General features: G+C 50.2%; 12 protein-coding genes and 1 pseudogene. 2 read left to right on the top strand and 11 right to left on the bottom strand.

Features of this window, described 5'->3' with window-relative positions:
• The 9 genes and pseudogenes from A8707_RS11185 to A8707_RS11225 all read right to left on the bottom strand — a co-directional run.
• Positions 1–136 (bottom strand): annotated as a pseudogene (locus A8707_RS11185) (IS6 family transposase); the annotation flags it as partial.
• 155 nt (positions 137–291) lie between these two features.
• On the bottom strand, positions 292–609 hold the full coding sequence (gene rpsJ, locus A8707_RS11190) for a 30S ribosomal protein S10 (RefSeq protein ID WP_068816982.1): 318 nt from the start codon (positions 607–609) through the stop codon (positions 292–294).
• Between the two features lie 115 nt (positions 610–724).
• Positions 725–1,954, bottom strand: coding sequence for an elongation factor Tu (tuf, locus tag A8707_RS11195; RefSeq protein ID WP_068816983.1), 1,230 nt, complete (start codon positions 1,952–1,954; stop codon positions 725–727).
• Positions 1,955–1,976: 22 nt separating this feature from the next.
• The gene (gene fusA, locus A8707_RS11200) at positions 1,977–4,067 is read right to left on the bottom strand and encodes an elongation factor G (protein ID WP_068816985.1); all 2,091 of its coding nucleotides are present in this window, start codon (positions 4,065–4,067) and stop codon (positions 1,977–1,979) included.
• A 72-nt stretch (positions 4,068–4,139) separates the two neighbouring features.
• Positions 4,140–4,610: a 30S ribosomal protein S7 gene (gene rpsG / locus A8707_RS11205; RefSeq protein WP_068816987.1), complete on the bottom strand. Its 471-nt coding sequence runs from the start codon at positions 4,608–4,610 to the stop codon at positions 4,140–4,142.
• 229 nt (positions 4,611–4,839) lie between these two features.
• A complete protein-coding gene (rpsL, locus tag A8707_RS11210) occupies positions 4,840–5,220 on the bottom strand; it encodes a 30S ribosomal protein S12 (RefSeq protein WP_068816989.1) in 381 nt (126 codons plus the stop codon).
• A gap of 144 nt (positions 5,221–5,364) precedes the next feature.
• The gene (locus A8707_RS11215) at positions 5,365–5,697 is read right to left on the bottom strand and encodes a HesB/IscA family protein (RefSeq protein WP_068816991.1); all 333 of its coding nucleotides are present in this window, start codon (positions 5,695–5,697) and stop codon (positions 5,365–5,367) included.
• A gap of 135 nt (positions 5,698–5,832) precedes the next feature.
• On the bottom strand, positions 5,833–6,378 hold the full coding sequence (locus A8707_RS11220; RefSeq protein WP_462686389.1) for a cupin domain-containing protein: 546 nt from the start codon (positions 6,376–6,378) through the stop codon (positions 5,833–5,835).
• Positions 6,379–6,480: 102 nt separating this feature from the next.
• Entirely contained in the window at positions 6,481–8,316 is a 1,836-nt protein-coding gene (locus A8707_RS11225; protein WP_074382498.1) for a phosphodiester glycosidase family protein, read from the bottom strand.
• Between the two features lie 561 nt (positions 8,317–8,877).
• Between A8707_RS11225 and A8707_RS11230 the strand changes: the two genes are divergently transcribed.
• On the top strand, positions 8,878–13,635 hold the full coding sequence (locus tag A8707_RS11230; RefSeq protein WP_331711706.1) for a glutamate synthase-related protein: 4,758 nt from the start codon (positions 8,878–8,880) through the stop codon (positions 13,633–13,635).
• A gap of 164 nt (positions 13,636–13,799) precedes the next feature.
• Here A8707_RS11230 and A8707_RS11235 read toward each other — a convergent pair whose 3' ends face one another.
• Positions 13,800–15,503 (bottom strand): ABC transporter ATP-binding protein/permease, encoded by a 1,704-nt coding sequence (locus tag A8707_RS11235; RefSeq protein ID WP_068816992.1) that lies wholly within the window; start codon positions 15,501–15,503, stop codon positions 13,800–13,802.
• A 12-nt stretch (positions 15,504–15,515) separates the two neighbouring features.
• A complete protein-coding gene (locus A8707_RS11240) occupies positions 15,516–17,444 on the bottom strand; it encodes an APC family permease (protein WP_068816993.1) in 1,929 nt (642 codons plus the stop codon).
• Positions 17,445–17,710: 266 nt separating this feature from the next.
• Between A8707_RS11240 and A8707_RS11245 the strand changes: the two genes are divergently transcribed.
• Entirely contained in the window at positions 17,711–18,853 is a 1,143-nt protein-coding gene (locus A8707_RS11245; protein WP_068816995.1) for a sulfate ABC transporter substrate-binding protein, read from the top strand.
• Positions 18,854–18,884 lie beyond the last annotated feature (31 nt).

Genomic DNA, 18,884 nt, shown 5'->3' on the forward strand with positions numbered 1-18,884 from the left:
CCACCTCAATTCCTCGCTCTGCCATCATTTCTTCCAAATCCCGGTAGCTCAGAGGATAGCGGCAATACCACCGCACATTCAACACGATGATTTCGGGCAAGAAGTGCCGCCATTTGAACAGAGAGTCAGTCGTCATTTAGAGCAAGGCTAGAAAAAATTAAGCTTCCCTACCTTACTATTTTTGCGACACAACCGGAGATGGTTCAAATAAAGTTCATCAACGCAAAATGCAGGGAAACAACTAAATGATCCCTGCATTGAATCCACGCGGATTTGTAGCGTGAAGGGCGCTTACAGCTTCACTTCAATATCAACGCCTGCTGGTAAGTCGAGCTTCATCAAAGCATCAATCGTTTTAGACGAAGGCTGATAGATGTCGATGATGCGGTGATGAGTGCGGGTCTCAAAGTGCTCACGAGAGTCTTTGTCTACGTGAGGTGAGCGCAACAAACAATAGATGCGACGACGAGTTGGGAGAGGAATTGGACCAACTGCTGTAGCGTTCGTGCGATTGGCGGTTTCTACAATCTTCTCGCAAGAGGTGTCTAGAAGACGGCGGTCAAATGCTTTCAGACGAATCCGAATTTTTTGCTGCTGAATCGTTGCCATGGGTAACTCTTTAAGTTGTCTAGGTTCTAAATTAAACGCTTAAGTCAATAAACAGGAGCTATCAGCAGCTTCGCTAGATTGCTGACCGCCGATAGCTTACTACAGTTCGTTGGAACTATTTGAGGATCTTGGCGACGACTCCTGCACCTACCGTTCGACCACCTTCACGGATTGCGAAACGCATTCCCTGCTCAATGGCGATCGGGTTGATCAGCTCAACAGTCATTTTGATGCGATCGCCCGGCATAACCATCTCAGCCTCACTACCATCGTCAGAAGTGAAGTTGCTGATGGTGCCCGTCACGTCGGTTGTCCGCACGTAGAACTGAGGGCGGTAGCCAGGGAAGAAAGGCGTGTGACGACCGCCTTCTTCTTTCTTGAGAATGTACACTTCAGACTCAAACTGAGTGTGAGGCGTAATCGAACCCGGTTTAGCAATGACCATGCCGCGCTCGATGTCTTCTTTCTTGAGACCGCGAAGCAGGATACCAGCGTTGTCTCCCGCTAGCCCTTGATCAAGACTCTTTTTGAACATCTCAATCCCGGTTACGGTCGTCTTTTGGGTGTTTCTGATACCCACAAGCTCGACTTCATCCTGCACCTTGACCGTGCCGCGTTCAATTCGCCCAGTCGCGACCGTACCGCGACCCGTGATCGAGAAGACATCTTCCACTGCCATTAGAAAAGGCTTGTCTACTTCCCGCTCAGGAGTGGGGATGTAAGCGTCAACATGATCCATGAGCTGGTAGATCGCATCGACCCACTCATTTTCACCTCGTTTCGCCTTGGGGTTTGCAGTCATGAATTCCAACGCTTGCAGGGCAGAACCTGCCACGATCGGAACGTCATCACCCGGAAAATCGTAGGAACTGAGAAGCTCACGCACCTCTAGCTCAACGAGTTCTAGAAGTTCTTCATCATCTACCATGTCTTTCTTATTTAAGAAGACCACCAGATGAGGAACGCCCACCTGTTTCGCTAACAAGATGTGCTCGCGAGTTTGGGGCATCGGACCGTCAGCAGCAGACACGACGAGAATACCACCGTCCATCTGAGCGGCACCCGTGATCATATTTTTCACATAGTCAGCGTGACCCGGACAGTCTACGTGAGCGTAGTGACGTTCGGCTGTCTCATATTCAACGTGAGCGGTATTGATCGTAATCCCTCTCGCCTTCTCTTCAGGAGCAGCGTCGATCTCGTCATACTTCTTCCCGGTTGCTTGACCCAATGCCGATAGAGTCATCGTGATTGCAGCCGTCAATGTAGTTTTACCATGGTCAACGTGACCAACAGTGCCGATGTTAACGTGGGGCTTCGTCCGTTCAAACTTTGCGCGTGCCATGTGTTATTGTTCCTCTTTCTGATTATGCGTTCCCTTTGTTCTTAGCAATGATGGTTTCAGCCACGTTACGAGGCACTTCTTCATAATGGCTAAACTCCATTGTAAACGTACCTCGTCCCTGAGTCATAGATCGAATATCGGTGGCATAACCGAACATCTCAGCCAATGGGACTTTGGTTGAAACCTTCGCAATTCCTCGTTCAGCGCCTTGGGATTCAATATGACCTCTGCGAGAGATCAAGTTTCCCATCACGGGACCGAGAAAATCTTCGGGTACTTCAACTTCAACCTTCATGACTGGCTCTAGAAGGACGGGCGAAGCTTTCATGACCCCATCTTTTATCGCCATTGAGCCTGCGATTTTAAATGCCATCTCGTTGGAGTCAACCTCGTGGTAAGACCCATCGATCAGGGTTGCTCTCACATCAATCAGTGGGTAGCCAGCTAAAATGCCAGACTCGCAGGCTTCCTTCATCCCTTGTTCAGCAGGACCGACGTATTCCTTCGGAACAGTACCGCCCACAATCTTGGAGACAAATTCAAATCCAGTCCCTGGCTCACCGGGTTCTACTGTGATCACAACATGACCGTACTGACCTTTACCACCACTTTGACGGACGAACCTTCCTTCAGCCTTGACAGCTTTACGGATGGTCTCACGGTAAGCAACTTGGGGCGCACCCACATTTGCCTCAACCTTGAATTCACGCATCATGCGATCGACCAGGATTTCCAGGTGAAGCTCACCCATCCCGGCAATGATAGTCTGATTCGTCTCTTGGTCGATGTTGACTCGAAAGGTTGGATCTTCCTCCGATAGAGCTTTCAGCGCTTTAGAGAGTTTTTCCATATCCTGCTTAGTCTTAGGCTCAACTGCAACAGAAATCACGGGTTCTGGAATAAACAACGTCTCCAGAATCACAGGTGCATTCTCGTCACAGAGAGTGTCTCCAGTCAATGTATCAGACAAACCAGGAACCGCGCCCAAGTCACCCGCTCGTAGTTCATCCACGTCGATCCGATCGTCCGCTTTCAGGATGATTAAGCGAGAAACCCGCTCTTTCTTACCTTTAGAAGAGTTTAGGACATAGCTCCCTTTCTTAAGCACACCAGAGTAGACGCGAACGAAGGTTAAACGACCGACAAACTTGTCTGACATCACTTTGAATGCTAACGCAGACATCGGCAAGCTATCATCTGCTCTTCGCTCAACCGTGGTGCCATCAGCAAGCAGCCCTTGCACAGGGGGAACGTCAAGCGGAGAGGGAAGATAATCAATTACTGCATCCAACATTAGCTGAACGCCTTTGTTTTTAAAGGCAGACCCGCAGAGCATTGGCACAAAGAACTCTCCATTGACCCCTTCGATCGTGCCTCTGCGAATTGCCTTTCTGACTTCTTCCTCAGTGAGTTCTTCACCCGCGAAATACTTCTCCATGAGTGCATCGCTGGTTTCTGCCACCGATTCGATTAGCTTGGTGCGATACTCGTTTGCCAAATCTTTCACATCGTCGGGGATGTCAGTCTCCTCAATGTCAGTTCCTGCATCGTTGTTGTAAATGTAGGCGCGCATCTTCACAAGATCTACAATTCCTCTGAGCTTGTCCTCAGAGCCGATTGGGATCTGAATCGGAACTGCGTTTGCGCGGAGCCGGTCGCGAACCTGCTCATAGACCTTATAGAAGTTCGCTCCCGTCCGATCCATCTTATTGACAAAGACAATTCGAGGGACATTATAGCGATTTGCCTGCTTCCAGACGGTTTCAGACTGAGGCTGAACTCCCCCCACTGAGCAGAATACCGCGATCACACCGTCCAACACCCGCATGGAACGTTCGACTTCGATCGTGAAGTCTACGTGCCCAGGCGTGTCGATAATGTTGATTTTGTGATCCTTCCAACTGGTACTGATGGCGGCAGCCGTGATAGTGATGCCACGCTCACGCTCCTGCTCCATCCAGTCAGTCGTTGCAGTTCCTTCGTGAACCTCACCGATTTTGTGAACGACACCCGAATAAAACAGAATCCGCTCAGTTGTCGTGGTTTTGCCCGCGTCAATATGGGCTGCAATTCCGACGTTGCGTACTCGTTCGAGCGGGGTTGTACGAACCACAGCTACCTCCTTAGTCTCTGTCGCATAGATGGGTTGAGAAGCGCAATCGCTCCTATTAAGATTTTATGCTTTTTAATAGCGGTAGTGTGCGAAGGCTTTGTTGGCTTCTGCCATCCGGTGGGTTTCCTCACGCTTGCGAATCGCGCTTCCGGTTTCGTTAGCTGCATCCATTAGCTCATTAGCGAGTCTAGCAGACATGGTTCGACCAGGACGCTGACGTGAAAATTGAATCAGCCAACGTAGAGCAAGAGCAATTCCACGATCGGGACGCACTTCCATCGGCACTTGATAGGTAGCACCACCAACCCGACGCGCTTTGACTTCCACTAAAGGCGTTGCATTCCGAACGGCTCGCTCAAAAACTTCAAGGGGTTCGGTCCCTGTCCGTTCTTTGATAGTTTCAAAGGCATCATAAATAATGCGAGAAGCCAAGGATTTTTTGCCACTTCTCATGATTCTTCGCATCATCATGCTGACGAGTCGAGAGTTATGAACGGGGTCGGGCGGAACCAGACGCTTTTTGACGACAACGCGACGAGACATAGTGAGCCTTCTAGAGAGAAATTAGGGATTTACTTTGGTTGTAACCTTTTCAGGGTAACAGAACATGGGTAAAAGTCAGAGCGCGCGAACAACTCCGAGAAAGTGTAGAAAGAACTCTCTGCAAAGCTATTCTCTGGACAATGACTACCAACCGATTAGAGCTAGATGAAGCCGGAAATTAGACAGGAGACTGTAAATCTCAAGCAAAAGCTTAACCATTCATAAAGTCTTATGAAGCTTTCTTAGGACGCTTTGCACCGTACTTAGAGCGTCCCTGCTTGCGGTCTTTCACACCAGCGGTGTCAAGAGTTCCGCGAATAATGTGGTAACGAACACCGGGGAGGTCTTTCACCCGACCGCCACGAATCATCACAACAGAGTGCTCTTGAAGGTTGTGACCAATACCAGGAATGTAAGCCGTAACTTCAAAACCAGATGTTAGCCGAACCCGCGCAACTTTGCGCAAGGCAGAGTTGGGCTTTTTAGGAGTCGTCGTGTAGACTCTCGTGCAGACACCACGACGCTGCGGGCAACTCTTGAGAGCCGGGGATTTGGTCTTCTTTTGCGCTTTACTGCGCTCGTCACGAATGAGTTGCTGGATTGTGGGCATTTTATAGCGTGTGCAGTCTTTTGACTGTTCCAACTTTCAACAGTTATCGAGTATACCAATCTGGCAGTGCCTCTGTCAAACAATTTTTATAATTGCAAGTAGACAAAGAACAGAGGTGTTTGAATCCCTAGGAAATAACCCCATCTATGCCCCTGAGATCGAGAACGAATTCCCGCAGTCGCAGCTTTTGACAGCGTTGGGATTATGAAAGCGAAAGCTTCCTCCCATTAGATCCTCTGAATAGTCTAGCGTCAAACCTTGAAGATGAGACAGACTATTTGCATCGATCGCAACTTGAACGCCGTTGCAGTCACAAATTTGGTCGTCTGGCTGTAATCGTTCGTCAAATTTTGTCAGGTAAGATAGCCCAGAGCAGCCCACAGGTTGAATGCCCAAACGGAAAAAGACCTGTGAGTTTTGTTGTCTTAATTTGAGGCGAAGAATTTCTTCAACCGCCGAGTGACTTAGATGAATCATACGGTCGAGCGTTTAGCACAATTGATGCCGATTGTATCGTGCAACGCCTCGATCAAACACTATTAAGAATTGTGAGACAGCCCGAAAAGCGACTGCCTCACTTAACAACGACGTTAAATTTATGAATTCGCTAAGTTAATTGCTAGAACCCGCACGAGAGTAGTCATCTTGGAAGCGGATGATGTCATCTTCACCCAGATACTCACCGTTTTGGACTTCGATGAGTATGAGAGGAATCACACCAGGGTTTTCTAAGCGATGAGCCGTACATTGAGGAACGTAAGTTGATTGATTGCTGCTGAGTACGAGGTCTTCCTCGCCACAGGTGACTTTAGCCGTTCCTGAAACCACGATCCAATGCTCACTGCGATGGTGGTGCATTTGTAGGCTGAGACGGTGCCCTGGTCTCACCTCAATGCGCTTGATTTTATACCCCTGCCCTTCTTCAAGAGTAGTGAATGAACCCCAAGGGCGAAGTTCGGTCGCTGCGGCTCCTTTGAGCGGAGATGTCGATAGGGTCAATGTTGGAGTTTGCATCATTTCTTGTTGAGCCACCGTTTCCTCTTCTTTATCACACTGAGTTAAGTAATGGTCAGACTGCACGATCGCGGGATTTAGAAGTTCCCACTTCGCACGATTATCTAAAATCTGCAACTTGGAACAACCGATCAAGACTAACAAAGAGTTTTCAACGACACCACTCAGAATGGGGTAACTCAGAAGAATTTCACTAACTCTTCATCGGAGCAATCTGAAGCGTGAGGCAGACTTAAGTTTGCGTTGCTATGGATTTGGCTGGAGAAAAACACCGATGCCATTGTAGACACGGGCAGAACTGCGAGAGGGACGATCGAGAATTTGTCCCCCTAAATAGAGAGTTGTTGAGCTTCCACCGTCTAGGTTTAGAGCGTTAACTGCGCCTAACCGACTCATGATTTGCGCCATTTCTGCCAAGGTTGCCCCCTTCCCGCCGATGCGATTGTGAGCAGTCACCATTAGGATTGTGCCATCGGCGGTTTGCCCGATCGCGCTACGAGCCGCTAGTTCTTGAATAAAAGCAGCACTAAATTGTTCGGCTTTCGCATCTAGAACAATTTGACCGTTTTGAATCAAAAGCGGTCCCGCGCCGACGATATTGGGGTAGAGATTGAGATCAGACGGAGATGTAGTGCTTTCAAGCTGAAGCGATGTGCCGATCGAGAGAGACGTAGCGATCGCAGAGTTGGAACGGATAACCAGCAAATATCCATTAGAAGGAATTGAGAAGAGACTTCCAGGGGCTGCCCCGAACCGTCGCTCTGTCACCAAATTGTTCTGCACAGTGAGTAGAACTTCGTTTTGCGACAGCGTGGCATAAGCTGATCCCCAAGCAGAGGTATAGCGAGCTACACCTGGTTGAGCATAGCCACTATTTAACGCCGTTAGAAGAAGTTGCTGTCCGGTGGATGTCACGATCGTTTCTTGCAGCGTTAAGCGATCGACCCTAACTTCTCCCTGGTCGTTCCAGGCGAACACGCCTCGGTTAAGAATTGGACTAGATAACCACTCGCCATTACGACGAATCGCCCCTAAAGGTAGCTGATTTTTGCGATTGAAGAATCCGCCGTTGATAGCAGCGCTTGCCTGAGACTGTCGAGCCGTTTGAATCAAAGGTGCGATGCTAGGAACGGTGGCTGGGTTAGGAAGAATCGGTCGCAGCCGTAGCCCAGGCTGACGAGGATTTGCCTCCAACCAAACGACCGGAAATTGAGCCGTCCCGGATGTTAGGTAACGTTGTCGCCAGCGTAGCCCTGGTGCCCAGAGAATGTCACGATCGACCAAATAATCGGGTCGAATATCAAGAACAATCCGATTGGGGTTAGACAAGGTTGAAATTCGAGGACGTAAAGCGATCGGGATGCCGATGCGGAGGATGGTTCGATCTGCGATCGTCTCGATTCTAAGGGACTTGATTTGCTTCCCTGGCTTGGCTTTAAAGCTCTGCACCAAGGCTGGATCAGTTCGGGCATCCAGGGTAATGATCAGTTCTTGGCTTTGAGGATCGACCTGATAGGGAGCGGGACGATCGAGGTCAATGATCAGCCGTTCTCCATTCAACTGCTGCCCCTGTCGAATTCCTAGAACTTTTGCAGATGGGGTAGAAATTTGCAGCGTGTTGCCTTGAGACTGAATTTGCCACCCTAGCTGTTGAGCGAGATTTGTGATGTCAAGATAGCGAACAGGAGCCGCTAACCGAGTGGAAAGGGGAAGCGTTGCGGAGGCAAACCAGTCGATCGGTTGGTTCGTCACAGTTGAGGTGTTGAGCAATTGCGCTCCAAATAGCTGCACGAGAGCGGCATCACTCACCCCAATGCGAATCATTCCGGCAGTCTGCCACTGGCTCCAAGGTAGGGTAAAAACGCGACCGTTGAGAGTGATTTGACTGGTCTGCTGACTAGGTGGAGCCTGGGCAACGGGAGTTAGAGGGGCTTCAGTTTTAGGAGGAGTGGCGATCGCTTGAACGCTGATCAGTCCCACGATCGAGGTGACTGAGATTGGAGTGAGAATTTTTATGAAACGATGCCAGCTTGAACGGGAATCTGACGATCGAGACGAGCTAAGAGTTTGAGATTTGACCACAAATTTTTAATGACTTCAAGCAAGTGTCTAAAGGCGATGACTGAGCAAGAGCGAAATTTGTTCGCAGCGTATTTTACTGGTGGTTCTAGAACTTTTGACGTTGGCGATCGAGGTCTATCAAGAAACACTGACTTTACGATTGAGGCGGCTCTGAAAATGCCCCTACTTTGAATAAATCTGAGTAGGATAGATCTATGCAACGCTGGATGCTATGAAGTGTTCCTAGTACTGGTCGCAGACTTGGAGAGATAAAAATCAGCAGTATGAGCAGTTGATAGAGATTGTCAGAGAAGCAAACTTTTTATACTATGCCTTACTCAACGCTTTTTAGAGCAGCACTTAGCCAGGGTTGAGTCTTCACATAGCAGAGCGATCGCCCTGTCCAGATTGCAGGCTTTAAGCGGTAATTTACACAGAAGCTGCGACATCAGCAGAACAGCCGAGTTCTGCTAAGCTTTTGTCTAAATTAAACGACCAGCAGACTTGACTAACAAAAATCTTTACTCGATTGTGTGATCTATGTCGGTTGTGTTTATAGTTTCTTCATAAAGTTTCTAACAGATGACCGATCGGCAGCCGATGCCAAAAGCGGGCAGACATGACCCGATCGCACTACAGTCCGTTTTTCCTAGACCCATTCTCATGTTGGCAATGAATGAAATGAGCGATTCCATGATCAAAGCAAGCGTACGTTTAGACAGTCAGCTCCCTCAAGAGACCGATGCTGGGTATCCAGGGCAACCTTGGCTTGTGGAGGAGCGAGATGCTTGTGGAGTGGGCTTCATTGCCGATCAGCAAGGAAGGGAGAGCCATGATTTGATCGTGAAAGCGCTGTCTGCACTGACCTGCTTAGAGCATCGGGGTGGCTGTAGCGCTGACCAAGACTCTGGAGACGGAGCAGGCTTGATGACGGCGATCCCGTGGGAGATTCTTGGCGAGTGGGCAGATTCTAGTGGGCTTCAATCCCTGCAAACTGCACAGACTGGCGTGGGCATGGTCTTTTTGCCTCAGAATTCTGCTGCTGCCGCTACAGCGCGAAAGATTTCAGAACAGGTTTTAGCGGAAGAAGGGCTGACCGTTTTGGGGTGGCGAGTGGTTCCCGTAAAGCCGAATTTGTTAGGAATTCAGGCGCGAGAGAACCAGCCACAAATCGAGCAGATTTTGGTGCAGTCAGAGCAGCTTCAGGGCGAAGATTTAGAGCGGCGGCTCTATCTGGCTCGCAAACGGATCTTGAGAGCGCTGTCTGAGAATAGCGATCGAGCGCTGGCAGAGTTTTATGTATGTTCATTCTCAAATCGCACGATCGTCTATAAAGGCATGGTGCGATCGGCGGTTCTAGGCGAATTCTATGAAGATCTCAAAAATTCTACCTATAAGAGCACGTTCGCGGTTTATCACCGTCGCTTTAGCACTAACACTTTGCCAAAATGGCCGCTTGCACAGCCAATGCGATTATTGGGGCACAACGGCGAAATCAATACGCTACTCGGCAACGTCAACTGGATGAGAGCGCGAGAAGCAGACATCACTCACGCGAATTGGGGCGATCGCATTTCAGAGCTAACGCCCAGTGTGAATTCGGACAACAGCGACTCGGCAAACTTAGATAACGTCATGGAGCTGTTGGTGCGCTCTGGACGCAGCCCGATGGAAGCGCTAATGATTATGGTGCCAGAGGCGTATAAAAATCAGCCTGATCTGACAGACCACCCAGAAATCGTTGATTTTTACGAGTATTACAGTGGCATTCAAGAGCCTTGGGATGGTCCGGCTTTGCTGGTGTTTAGTGATGGCAAGCGAGTTGGGGCGACGCTCGATCGCAATGGTCTGCGTCCCGCTCGCTATACCATCACGCGCGATGGCTATCTGATCGTGGCATCTGAAGCGGGAGTGGTGGATGTTCCTGAATCTGAGATTCTCGAAAAAGGTCGTCTCGGTCCCGGACAGATGATTGCCTTTGATCTGGAGACTCATGAAGTCTTGAAAAACTGGGAGATAAAGCAGCGCGTCGCCTCGGCTCACCCTTATGGCGAGTGGCTGCGGCAAAATCGTCGTGACCTGCAAACCCAGCCTGCGGCTGAAGCGCCTGTGATGGACGCTCAAGCACTGTTAGGCTATCAGACTGCGTTTGGCTACACTTCTGAAGACGTGGAGATGATCATTCAGGAGATGGCGGCACAGGGCAAAGAGCCGACCTTTTGTATGGGAGATGATATTCCATTAGCGGTGCTGTCAGAAAAGCCTCACCTGCTCTACGACTATTTCAAGCAGCGATTTGCTCAGGTGACGAATCCGGCGATCGACCCCCTGCGGGAAAAGCTGGTAATGTCGCTTACTATGCAGCTTGGAGAGCGAGGAAACCTGCTAGAAGCCAAGCCTGAATATGCAAGAATGCTGAAGCTAGAATCCCCGATTCTAGACGAGGGAGACTTAGACCAGGTGCGGAACTCTGGGTTTGAGGCGGCAGATCTCTCGACGCTATTTGAGATCGCGGCGGGACCTGAAGGACTCAGACGGGCAGTCACTGATCTGTGTCAAAAGGCCATAGAGGCAGTTCGGGCTGGGAAGAAGATTTTGATTTTGAGCGATCGTCTCGATGCGACGGGCAAATTCAGCAATCTCAGCACCGATCACAGCTACATCCCGCCTCTGCTTGCTGTGGGAGCTGTTCATCATCATCTGATCCGTCAGGGATTGCGGATGAAGGCTTCGATCGTCGTCGATACTGCCCAAGCGTGGAGCACTCATCATTTCGCCTGCTTGATTGGCTATGGCGCGAGTGCGGTGTGTCCTTATCTAGCGTTGGAAACCGTTCGTCAGTGGTGGGGCGATTCTAGAACCAAGAGCCTGATGGAGCGGGGCAAGATCAAAGCGGCAAGCTTGGCTGCGGTTCAGGCAAATTTCCGTAGAGCAGTCGAAGATGGGTTGTTGAAGATTCTCTCAAAGATGGGGATTTCGCTATTAGCCAGCTATCAAGGCGCGCAGATTTTTGAAGCGATCGGAATCGGGGCTGACTTGCTCAATCTCGGTTTTTATGGAACGGCTTCTCGGTTAGGCGGCTTGACGGTGACTGAACTCGCACAAGAAGTTCTATCGTTCCACTGCCGCGCTTTTCCTGAACTCGTGGGCAAAAAACTGGAAAACTATGGGTTTGTGCAATACCGTCCGGGTGGCGAGTACCACATGAATAGCCCCGAAATGGCGAAGCACCTGCACAAAGCTGTCGCAACCAAAAGTTTTGACCACTACGAGCTTTATCAAAAACATCTGCAAGGTCGCCCTCTAACTGCACTGCGAGATTTACTCGATTTTAAGAGCGATCGTCCCTCAATTCCGCTTGAGGAGGTTGAAGCGGTCACCGAGATCGTCAAACGATTCTGCACAGGTGGAATGTCGCTCGGTGCGCTCTCACGAGAGGCGCATGAAGTCTTGGCGATCGCTATGAATCGCATCGGTGGTAAATCCAACTCCGGTGAAGGTGGCGAAGATCCCGTCCGATTCAACGTCCTTAAAGATGTCGATGACAAAGGACTTTCTCCTCTGCTGCCTCACTTAAAAGGCTTGCGAAATGGCGATACCGTCAGTTCTGCGATCAAACAAGTTGCCTCTGGTCGATTTGGAGTGACCCCAGAATATTTGATGAGCGCCAAGCAGATTGAAATCAAGATTGCTCAAGGTGCCAAGCCGGGTGAAGGTGGACAGTTACCGGGTCCGAAAGTCAGCCCTTATATTGCGATGCTGCGGCGATCGAAGCCCGGAGTGACGCTGATTTCGCCACCGCCCCATCACGACATTTACTCGATTGAAGATCTGTCACAGCTCATTTTTGATCTGCATCAAATTAACCCAGTGGCGCAAGTCTCGGTGAAATTGGTGGCAGAAGTGGGTATTGGCACGATCGCTGCCGGAGTCGCCAAAGCCAATGCTGACATCATTCAAATCTCCGGTCACGATGGTGGCACGGGGGCATCTCCTCTGAGTTCGATCAAACATGCGGGTAGCCCGTGGGAGTTGGGCTTGACCGAGGTGCATCGTGTGCTGATGGAAAACCAACTGCGCGATCGAGTTCTGCTGCGGGTTGATGGAGGCATCAAGACGGGCTGGGACATCATCATGGCGGCACTGATGGGCGGCGAAGAATATGGATTTGGCTCGATTGCGATGATTGCCGAAGGCTGCATCATGGCGCGAATCTGCCATACCAACAATTGTCCGGTCGGCGTAACAAGCCAAAAAGAAGAACTACGGAAACGCTTTCCGGGCACGCCTGAGCATGTGGTTAACTTCTTCTACTTTATCGCCGAAGAAGTGCGATCGCTCTTAGCTCGTTTGGGATACCACACGCTCAACGAGATTATCGGTCGCTCAGATTTGCTGAAGGTGCGCGAATCGGTACACATCACCAAAACCAAGAGCCTGAATCTGAATTGTTTGACTCAGCTTCCTGACACTCGCCAAAATCGTGACTGGCTAAAGCATGAATCAGTTCACAGCAACGGCGTTGTGCTAGATGATGAACTGCTGAGTGATGCTGACATTCAAGCGGCGATTCAAAATCAGACTCACGCAACCAAAACAATGAAGGTGGTGAACACCGATCGAACGGTGGGTGCTCGACTGTCGGGAGCGATCGCCAAGCGCTATGGCAATACGGGTTTTGGCGGTCACATTACCCTAAACTTCAACGGCAGTGCGGGACAGAGCTTTGGAGCGTTTAACCTTCCGGGGATGACGCTCAATCTAGAAGGTGAGGCGAACGACTATGTAGGTAAAGGGATGCACGGCGGCGACATTGCCATCAAGCCGACTGCGGAGATTACTTACGATCCCGCTGAAAATGTGATTATTGGTAACACCTGTCTCTATGGGGCAACGGGCGGCAACTTGTTCGCTAACGGTCAAGCAGGAGAACGATTTGCCGTTCGCAATTCTCAAGCGCAAGCCGTGGTTGAAGGAGTCGGCGATCACTGCTGCGAATACATGACAGGCGGCACGATCGTCGTTCTCGGTCGATCGGGTCGCAATGTGGGGGCAGGCATGACGGGCGGTTTGGCATACTTCTTAGATGAAGATGGCACCTTTCAGTCGAAGGTCAACCCAGAAATTGTGAAAGTCCAGCGAGTGATCACACCTGCGGGTGAGCAACAGTTAAAAGAGCTGATCGAGGCGCATCGCGATCGTACCAGCAGCCCAAAAGCAACGGTGATTTTAGAAAACTGGTCAGACTATCTACCCAAGTTTTGGCAAGTGGTGCCGCCGTCTGAGAAAGACACGCCGGAAGCCAACCCAGAAGTTAGTAAGGTGTCTGTTTCGGTATAGCTGTAGAGACGTTTGGGTGGAACGTCTCGCCGATTGATTTTGCCATGACTCGTGATCTCTCGCTTACGTTGATTTATGGAGGCGACAGATTACGCGTTTGCCCGATGGCGTGGAGGCGTTCCACCGATACGTCTCTACGGGATTTTGCAATGATTGATGGGTCGCTAACTTTTGGAAACTGACTCCTTTAATTGCCAAGATTTGTCTGGAGACAGGTTCAGTACCCGCGCGTGATAGTTGGCTAAGGACGATTGATGTCCCACACTCAAAAACGTGGTGTCGAGCGTCTGCAACTGCTGATACAGCCGTTCTTCATTATCAGCATCGAGGGCGCTAGTGGCTTCGTCCAAAATGGCGTAGCTCGGTTTGTTGAGAAAAAGCCGCGCAAAGGTGAGTCGCTGTTGTTCGCCCAAGGACAAAAGATCTGCCCAATCGTGCTGAGTGTCAAACCCGCCAAATCGTTTCGCCAGATCTGCCAAGTTCACCCATTCCAGAATGGTTTCTAGCTGATGGTCTTCCACCTCGATCGACCGATTAGGATACACCATTTGTTCGCGCAGCGTCCCCGCCACCATATAAGGGCGCTGAGGCAAAAAGAGAATCTGATCTGATGCCGGACGCACGATTGTCCCCTCGCCAGCAGTCCACAATCCCGCGATCGCTCTCAGCAGCGAACTTTTCCCGCAGCCACTCGCTCCCATGACTAGAAGCCCTTGCCCGATTGGGACTTCTACCGATAAATCCTGGATCAAGATGCGCTGATGGTTGGGCGTTTCCAACGTCAGATGCTCGATCGCCAAGCGGTCAGCTTCTACCGTTTGGATGGTTGAGTCAACCGAGTCGGATTCTGGCGTGACTTCGGTTCGCTCTAAAAATTCAGCAAACGTGGAGAGTCGATCGATTCCGGCTCCAAAGGTGGTCAATGCTTGAAAGCGGGCAACCACAACATTGAGTGAGAAAAACACCCGCACAAAGGCTCCCTGAGCTTCGGTCACTTTGCCGATCTCCATTTCTCCTGCAAAAATGGCAGGAGCCACAACGAGCGCAGGCAAAATAAACGGAATGAATTCGTAGGCATTTGTCAAAACGTTTAAGTTCAATTCCCAGACGAGCAGCCGTTTAACGTTCTCAAAGACTTCTAAAAATCGGTATTTGACCTGATTTGATTCTTGGTCTTCGCCCCGATAGAACGCGATCGCTTCTGCGTTTTCTCGGATTCGCACCAGACTAAATCGAAAGTCGGCTTCTTTTTTAAGCTGTTCAAAGTTGAGCCGCACCAGCGGTTTACCAAACACCAGCGTGGTGACTAGAGTACCGACGAGCGCGTAGAGCACCAAAAAAATCACGAGCGGTTTAGAAATGCCCCACAGCACTCCGCTAAACGCAATCACCGAGAGAATCGACTCTACCAACACCAGCAAAAACGTCAGCGACTCTTGCGTAAAGCTGCGAACATCTTCTGCAATTCGCTGGTCGGGGTTGTCAATGTCGAGATCAGACGCATTGAGGTAATAATAGGCGCGATGGTCAAAATATTGGTCAACAAAGCGAGTCGTTAGCCAGCGTCGCCACTGCAAACTGAGACGATCGCGCAAATATCGATAGCCCGCTAGCAGAGGCGCATAAATCACTAATACTGCGACGAAAATAATCACCGTTTGCCAAAATCGCGGCTCATCTTTTGCAGAAAGCGCTGAAATCAACACGCCTCGCTTATTGTTGAGCACCACACTCAACCCCGTGTAGGCAAGCAAAAACAGCACCACTCCCAGCAGTAGCCCTCTCGCTTGCCACTTTTCTTCACTGACCCAATACGATTTGGCGATCGTCCAAAATTGCCGAAGTACGTTCAAATTCAATCGATCCATAAAGCAATCCTGTTAACCGCCTACATGAATTGTAGGGCGACGATCGGGGTTCTTTTCAGCCAGCCGCAAGACTTCGCGCGTCACTAATGGGATGTCACCCTCGCCAAACAGAATGAACCGCAGCAAATATTGAATCGGATTACCCTCCGCCCAGCCAAAATAGATGTGCGGCAATTGACCTGTCTGATCTCGAAGGTCTAGCAAAATTGCCGCGATCGCGTTCGGAACTGCCGCACTCTTGGTTCGTAAAATTCGATAGCCATCAACCTCAACCCCACAAACTCGCAGGGTGCCACCAAAGTCAGACGCGTCAGACACCTGCACTTCTAAAAACAAAATTGGGTCTGTCGGTGGAATGTGGTTATCTTCACGCACCTCCTTCTCTTTTAGAAAATATTCTCGTTCGTCGCCTGTATTTAATCGATTGGCAATCAGTCGAATAGTATGACAACTCTCTTCGTCAATAAAGCGCCGCGCTGTGTCATCTAACTCGATTTGGTCAACCCGCAACTCGGTCGATCGCCAGACTCTCGAAACCAGCGACGTAAGCACGATCGCGCTGATGAAAAACGCGGCAATCCGAATCCCTTCAGGTCGCTCGATAATATTCACAACCGTTGTGTAGATAAAGACGAGCGTAATCGCGCCAAACATCACGACTCCGCGCCGCGATCGCCGATGTCGCGCCGACAATGTGACCGCAAACGACGCGGAACTGATCAACACTAAAACGCCCGTTGCATACGCGCCTCCTTGAGCCTCAACATTGGCACGAAACAGAATCGTAATCACAAACGCAATGGCGGTGTAAACCAATACCAACGGTCGCGTTGCCCGTGCCCAATTAGGAGCCATGCCATAGCGCGGCAAATAGCGCGGCACAATGTTGAGCAATCCAGCCATCGCCGATGCCCCCGCAAACCACAAAATCGCGATCGTGCTCAGGTCATAAACGGTGCCAAACCCATCCCCCAAATAGAGATGAGCAAGATAAGCAAGCGCCCGTCCACTCGCTTTTCCCCCCGTTTGAAACTCTGCTGTCGGAATTAGCAACGTGGTGACGAGGCTGGTAGTGAGCAGGAAAAAGCTCATGATGAGGGCAGCGATCGTCAGCAGTTTGTGCGTATTTTGAATGCGTCCTCTAGGGCGTTCTTCGGTGTCGCTTGGGTGCCCTTTGACGAGCGGCATCACCACCACTCCTGTCTCAAAGCCGGACAAGCCCAGCGCCAGCCTCGGAAACAGCAGCATCGACACCCCAACCATTGCGAGAGGATTTTGATGTTCAGTAAAGAGAGCCGTCTGCCAACTAGTCAGCACCGAAGGCTGTTGCGAAATTTGATAAAACCCTACACCCACAACGACGAAATTTAGTAGTAGATAAATGCTGACTAGCACAACAGCCAGCCCGATCGCTTCTCGAAATCCTCTCAGAAAGACGGCTCCCAGCAAAGCCACCAGCAGCAGGGTCATCGCGATCTCTTGACCGTCGAGGAAAGCAGGTGTGAGCGGGTTTTCGACAATGTGAGCGGTGGCATCGGCTGCCGATAGCGTCATCGTGATAATAAAGTCAGTTGCCACAAACCCCAGCAGACAAAGGACAAATAGTTTGCCTTGCCACCACGGCAGGAGATGTTCAAGCATTGCGATCGAGCCTTCCCCGTGCGGACTTTTCTCGGCGACTCGGCGATAGATCGGCAATGCGCCAAACAGCGTCAGCAACACCAAGATTAACGTGGCGATCGGAGACAGTGATCCAGCGGCGAGGGCGGCGATCCCCGGTTGATAGCCCAGAGTTGAGAAATAATCGACTCCAGTCAAACACATCACCTGCCACCAGGAATGCTGGGTGTGTCGTCCTCCTTTTTCAGCGCGATCGTCTTTTAATAACCAATGAGCGATGCGTCTGCGATGCTGTTTAGTCGAATGAATGGGTCTAGCCATCAACGCGGCTCCTGTAGGATTGCTATTACTGGTTTAGAAGACAATTGTGTAATCAAATCTTTTAGTTAATAAACAAATAAATTTATTAAGGGCGATCGCGCAACTTCTCTAGGAGGATTGTTACGAATGGATGCTTGGCAAACCCCACATTCCCTATCGAAGATTAGTAATTTCTTCTTGCCTTTTGAACAGTCACTCGCTACGATCTATTAGACAGCAAGTACGATATTCCTACCAACTAACGGTAGATTGCGGGAGAGAGAGTTATGAGGCTACGGCAGCACGCTATCAGTTGGTGGAATCTGAATCAGCAACGTTTGAATCGCCCCTATTCTAAGTCAGTGCAGGGGTTTGTGTCGCTCTTTATTGTAGGCGTGACGTTGAGCGTCGCGATCGCCGCCTGCTCAAACGGTGCTGGAAATAACTCGACGACAGCCACTCCTGGCGGAAGTCCGGTTGCTCAAAACCAAAAAGATATCGAATTGACGCTTGTTGGCTACGCGATTCCCAAGGCTGCCCATGATGCCATTATTCCTAAATTTGTCGAGCAGTGGAAAAAAGATCACGGCGGTCAGACTGTTACCTTTCAGCAAAGCTATGGTGGGTCGGGCACTCAAACCCGCGCCATCATCGACGGCTTAGAGGCGGATGTCGCTCACTTGGCGCTAGCAGGGGACACCAACAAATTGGTCAAAGCTGGGCTGGTGAATGCTGACTGGGATACTAAAGTTCCGAACAACGGCATCGTCGCTAAGACGGTTGCGGCGATCACCACGCGTGAGGGCAATCCTAAAAACATCAAGAGTTTTAACGATCTCGCCAGAGATGATGTCAAGTGGGTGACAGCAAATCCCAAAACCTCTGGGGTAGCTCGATGGAACTTTTTGGCGTTGTGGAATGCGTCGCTCAAATCGGGCGCAAATGAAGCAAAAGCCACAGAGTTTGCCACGAAAGCCTTTAAGAATGTAGCAGTGCTGACCAAAGACGCTCGTGAAGCGACCGATGCCTTTTCTAAGCAAGGTCAAGGCGATGCGTTGATTAACTACGAGAACGAGATTATTTTGGCGAAGAGTAGGGGTGAAAAACTCGAGTACACGGTTCCCGATGTGAATATCTCGATCGACACCCCGGTCTCGATCGTCGATAAGAATGTAGATAAGCATGGCACACGAGAAGTCGCTGAGGCGTTTGTGAAGTTCTTATTTACCCCAGAAGCACAGCAAGAGTTTGTCAAGCTAGGATATCGCCCCATTAATGCTGCTGCCGCGCAGAAAGAAAACACAGATAAATTCCCGGCAGTGAAGACCTTGGCAACCATTAAAGACTACGGTGGCTGGAACGACTTCCAGAAGAAGTTTTTTGATGATGGCGGAGTGTTTGACACGATCGAGTCCTCCGTCAACAAATAGTGCTCCACTTTTTACCTAGCGTGTGAGTCCG

This window comes from Phormidesmis priestleyi BC1401 (assembly GCF_001650195.1).
Classification (GTDB): Bacteria; Cyanobacteriota; Cyanobacteriia; order Leptolyngbyales; family Leptolyngbyaceae; genus Phormidesmis_A; species Phormidesmis_A priestleyi_B.

What these genes read in the sequence shown, in the direction of transcription:
- rpsG (WP_068816987.1), bottom strand. Translation starts at nt 4,610, where the DNA reads ATGTCTCGTCGCGTTGTCGTCAAAAAGCGTCTGGTTCCGCCCGACCCC.
- A8707_RS11240 (WP_068816993.1), bottom strand. Translation starts at nt 17,444, where the DNA reads ATGGCTAGACCCATTCATTCGACTAAACAGCATCGCAGACGCATCGCT.
- A8707_RS11245 (WP_068816995.1), top strand. Translation starts at nt 17,711, where the DNA reads ATGAGGCTACGGCAGCACGCTATCAGTTGGTGGAATCTGAATCAGCAA.
- rpsL (WP_068816989.1), bottom strand. Translation starts at nt 5,220, where the DNA reads ATGCCCACAATCCAGCAACTCATTCGTGACGAGCGCAGTAAAGCGCAA.
- A8707_RS11230 (WP_331711706.1), top strand. Translation starts at nt 8,878, where the DNA reads ATGACCGATCGGCAGCCGATGCCAAAAGCGGGCAGACATGACCCGATC.
- A8707_RS11235 (WP_068816992.1), bottom strand. Translation starts at nt 15,503, where the DNA reads ATGGATCGATTGAATTTGAACGTACTTCGGCAATTTTGGACGATCGCC.
- A8707_RS11215 (WP_068816991.1), bottom strand. Translation starts at nt 5,697, where the DNA reads ATGATTCATCTAAGTCACTCGGCGGTTGAAGAAATTCTTCGCCTCAAA.
- rpsJ (WP_068816982.1), bottom strand. Translation starts at nt 609, where the DNA reads ATGGCAACGATTCAGCAGCAAAAAATTCGGATTCGTCTGAAAGCATTT.
- tuf (WP_068816983.1), bottom strand. Translation starts at nt 1,954, where the DNA reads ATGGCACGCGCAAAGTTTGAACGGACGAAGCCCCACGTTAACATCGGC.